This window comes from Ectothiorhodospira sp. 9100 (assembly GCF_022227565.1).
GTDB lineage: Bacteria > Pseudomonadota > Gammaproteobacteria > Ectothiorhodospirales > Ectothiorhodospiraceae > Ectothiorhodospira > Ectothiorhodospira marina.
The window spans coordinates 1-365 of sequence record NZ_JAJNAN010000158.1; the positions used below are offsets into that span (position 1 = coordinate 1).

At 58.1% G+C, this 365-nt stretch carries 1 protein-coding gene; it reads right to left on the bottom strand.

Annotation, left to right across the window (positions count from 1 at the left end; translation table 11 throughout):
* Positions 1–5: 5 nt before the first annotated feature.
* Positions 6–365, bottom strand: a 360-nt coding sequence (locus LPW29_RS15430) for an ISAs1 family transposase (RefSeq protein WP_238628743.1), incomplete at its 5' end; no start/stop codon positions are given.

Here is a 365-nt window from a genome sequence, read left to right on the forward strand (position 1 = left end):
CAGGGCTATCGCAGTTGAGCGAACTGACGAATGAGGCTCAGCAGGTAGTCGTCGTTCCATCCTGCTTTTTTGCGTTTGCCTTTCATGGATCCCTTTGAGGGTTCCAATTTAGCCACGTTGAGCGCCAGTCGACGCAGTAGCGCCAGGTTCTCAGGGCCATGGTCTCGGCGCTGACGGCTCTGATCTTCCTGCATCGTGACGTCTAACACCCAGTGGAGGCGATTCTCAATGCCCCAGTGCTGGCGTGTGACCTCAACGAGTTGCTCCGGCGACAGTGCGTCGCTGAGCAGGTAGTAAGCAACTTCCTCGGTGGTCTTGTCGGCAAGTTCCCGGCGACGCGTGATGCGTCCCACAGCCTTCATGCG